This window comes from Salinivibrio sp. IB282 (assembly GCF_001995685.1).
Classification (GTDB): Bacteria; Pseudomonadota; Gammaproteobacteria; order Enterobacterales; family Vibrionaceae; genus Salinivibrio; species Salinivibrio kushneri.
On record NZ_MUET01000134.1, the window covers coordinates 1 to 2703 of the forward strand.

Here is a 2703-nt window from a genome sequence, read left to right on the forward strand (position 1 = left end):
ACGGACAGTTATGGTTATGACGAACTAGAACAAAATGGGGAGCTAATCGCCAAGTACATCGTAAGGGATAGCATGAGCATCTATCCTCCTCAAAGCACTACAGTATCGTTCGTCAAATATGATGTTGATGGAACAGAAATTGAAAAAGGCACCTTATGAAAACTAAACAAATATTTTATAAAGTTCGTGGACATGATGATGAAACATATATCTTTCTAGACAGGCTAGATGATGGTACATATCAAGTAAGGCAAGGTACATCGAAACCTGTAAGTCATTTTAAATGGGAAGAAAACAGTACCACTATGTCTCTAGATGACTTTCTTGCTCACAATGAGTCCGATCGCCCCCGTGTAGAAGAGTTGATAGCAGAGTTTGAAACAGAATAAACATAACAATCTGTTTAAGAGTGATTCGCAACGCGTGGCATTTTTACTATGCGTTGCGTTTGGCGTTTAAGGTGGTATGCGGTAGCTTCGGTATTGCGTTGCTCACACCTTAACAGGGCGTTATGAGTCAATGTAAGAGGGAGACATGATTGAAGTATTAACAACAGCAATAGTTTCAAATGTTCTTGTTCTAGGTATTCTTGGCTTTTTATCTCGAAACTTAGTTACCCACCTTCTGACAAAAGATATTAAGAACCATCAAAATCAGCTTGAAATTGAAAAGGTAAGATTTCAGGCATCATTTGGCTGGGTCTATGAAAAACAAGCTACTGCAATCACAGAATTATATGAATTAATTTTGGAATTGGAGGGATTTGTAAATAATGGTATTTACCGAAGCAATTGGAATGATTATCAGGATCATTTAGGGGCGCTTCGTTCTAAATATCATAAAACTAGAATATTCATTCCGGAAAAGCTTGATGTGAATATTCTATCTGCAATTAAAATTGGCCGTAAAATCATGAGTCAGTCGTTATCTGATCCACATTGCGATGATTTAGCTAGAGAGCTTCGAGCTTCTAAAGAGCTGGCTCTGTTTGAAATGAGAAAGTTATTGGCTGTTGTTGGTAAAAACTCATAACAAGTGCCTAAACCACAGGACGCAAAACAGCAGGCTTGCGCTCCTTCGTCGCTAATTTTAGCCTGCTATTTTGCGCCGGTTAGGCAAGCGTTAGGGTTCACAAAGGAGAAACCATGAATAAATTTATTGTTGTATTGGTCTCATGCGTATTGATGCAAGGATGTGCCTCGACATTAAAAATTGATCCACAGCCCTTAGATGGCCAGCAAGAAATATATCAAGAAGGTGTAGAAGCTGTTATTTCTCCCAAAAATGCGTTGGTCGCTATACGCCCATCAACTAACACATACTCATCTGAAGACCGTCCAACCTTTGTAGTTAGCGTGCTAAACGGCACTGAATCTTCATTTAATTTTTCCACTGAAGATATTCAAGTATTTGTGGACGGTGCTCCCCACAAAGTTTTCACCTATGATGAACTAGTGGCTGAAGTTAAGAGACGGCAGACATGGGCAGCGGTAGCCGCAGCACTAAACGGTGCCGCGCAATCTATGAATGCAGCCAATGCAGGCTATTCTTACCATTCTGGCACTACTAATGCTTATGCCTATGATAACTATGGTAACAGTGCCTACGGCTACGGTTCATACTCAGGTTACACCTACAATGCAGCAGCGGCTCAACAAGCGCAAGCTACTGCAAACGCACAAACCCAGGCAAATATGCAGGCAATTAAAAACCAAACCGAGCAATCTCTGAATTCCCTTAGCTCTACCATGCTAAAGAAAACAACGGTATCACCCCAGTCATGGCATGGCGGCTATGTAACTATTGCCAAAATACCAAATTCTGCACAGCTTCATGAAATCAAAGTTGTTATTTCAGCCGCGGGAGAGAATCATGAGTTTTTACTTCAGCACTTTAAGGTTGAGCAGTAAAACCACCCTAACAAGGCGCTGCTGTCGGACAAATTTTCCGCTGTGCTCCAAATTTGCAGCAGAGCGCGGCGTTATAAGCTAATTTAGGGTATTTATGACTAATGATGAAAAAATGGGGGTTCTTCTTTCTTTTAGTTTCCCATTATGTATAGGCTTAATTTTTGGGCTTTTAATATTTAATCCGTCTGATGGGTTTGTTACGTGGTTTGCATCTATTGATTGGGGAGATCAAGGGGTTGCAAATGTAGGTGCTTGGGTTGCAGGAATAGCTACATCTTTAGCCGCTTTAGCGACGGCTTCGGCAGCTCGTTCATCAGAAAAGGCTGCTGAAGCCGCAACTCAATCGGCAAATCAATGGAAACTTCATGCATCATACGATAAATATATTGATACAGGCGTTAAGGCTAGAATTAAGTTAAGGTGGATTGAAGCTCATTTGAATCATATGTGTGAAAACAGATTTCAGGTCTTTTTTGAGCAAGGATCAAGCTTTATGGTTGATAGTAATTCGAATAGAATAGATGACTTCCTAAGTTGTTTGAAACCGGAATTTTCTAGTTCTGACTCAGCTGAAGTTCGTCGTTTTAATCAATACAAAGAAAAATTCAGACATCAATCAGAACGTATCAATGAGATATATCCTGATGCTTTTAACATTGTGGAAGAAACGTATGAGTTAAGTAAAAATCATGTGGGTTTATCTAATATAGAAAAAGATGTAATTTTAAAGGCTATTGAAGAATTTATGAGTCAAATAAAAATGATGGCTCATTTGTATGAAGCTATTATTGAT

4 protein-coding genes are annotated in these 2703 nt (G+C 39.4%); all 4 read left to right on the plus strand.

Translation table 11 applies throughout. From position 1 onward, the window contains the following. Positions 1-155: 155 nt before the first annotated feature. On the plus strand, positions 156-389 hold the full coding sequence (locus BZG14_RS15045) for a hypothetical protein (protein ID WP_077609129.1): 234 nt from the start codon (positions 156-158) through the stop codon (positions 387-389). A gap of 145 nt (positions 390-534) precedes the next feature. After that, positions 535-1032 (plus strand): hypothetical protein, encoded by a 498-nt coding sequence (locus tag BZG14_RS15055; protein ID WP_077609131.1) that lies wholly within the window; start codon positions 535-537, stop codon positions 1030-1032. A 113-nt stretch (positions 1033-1145) separates the two neighbouring features. After that, positions 1146-1910 carry a hypothetical protein gene (locus BZG14_RS15060; RefSeq protein ID WP_077609132.1) on the plus strand — a complete coding sequence of 255 codons (765 nt, stop codon included), beginning with the start codon at positions 1146-1148 and terminating at the stop codon, positions 1908-1910. 94 nt (positions 1911-2004) lie between these two features. Further along, positions 2005-2703, plus strand: a 699-nt coding sequence (locus BZG14_RS15065; protein WP_131825205.1) for a hypothetical protein, incomplete at its 3' end; no start/stop codon positions are given.